Raw genomic sequence first — 409 nt, 5'->3', positions numbered from 1 at the left:
CGCAAGTAGTACAGTTTGGCGCGACGTACGTCACCACGGCGTTTAACTTCGATTTTTTCTACGGTAGGAGAGTACAGTTGGAAAGTACGTTCTACACCTTCGCCGCTAGAGATTTTGCGAACGATGAAGTTGCTGTTCAGGCCACGGTTGCGGCGAGCGATAACAACACCTTCGTATGCTTGCAGACGGCTGCGAGAACCCTCAACTACGCGTACAGATACGACAACGGTGTCGCCTGGAGCGAATTCAGGGATTTCTTTGTTCAAGCGAGCGATTTCTTCTTGCTCTAATTGTTGAATCAAGTTCATTTGTTTTTCCTAAGTTATGATTGGATTTCCTGTTGCTCTTGCAAGATTTCTTTTAAGAGGCGGGATTCCTTTGGGATTAAACTGCGCTTTTCCAATAAATC

The 409-nt window shown here is 46.0% G+C and carries 1 protein-coding gene and 1 pseudogene; both read right to left on the bottom strand.

Annotation, left to right across the window (positions count from 1 at the left end; translation table 11 throughout):
- Window positions 1-308: 50S ribosomal protein L19 (rplS, locus tag ACTHUM_RS20150; RefSeq protein ID WP_440404023.1), on the bottom strand; the 308-nt coding region annotated here is incomplete at its 3' end.
- A 14-nt stretch (window positions 309-322) separates the two neighbouring features.
- Window positions 323-409: pseudogene (locus ACTHUM_RS20145) on the bottom strand (tRNA (guanosine(37)-N1)-methyltransferase TrmD); the annotation flags it as partial.

Source organism: Neisseria sp. P0021.S006, assembly GCF_051956895.1.
Note: the sequence above shows the minus strand (reverse complement) of the source record. Positions and strands in the feature narration are given on the sequence as shown.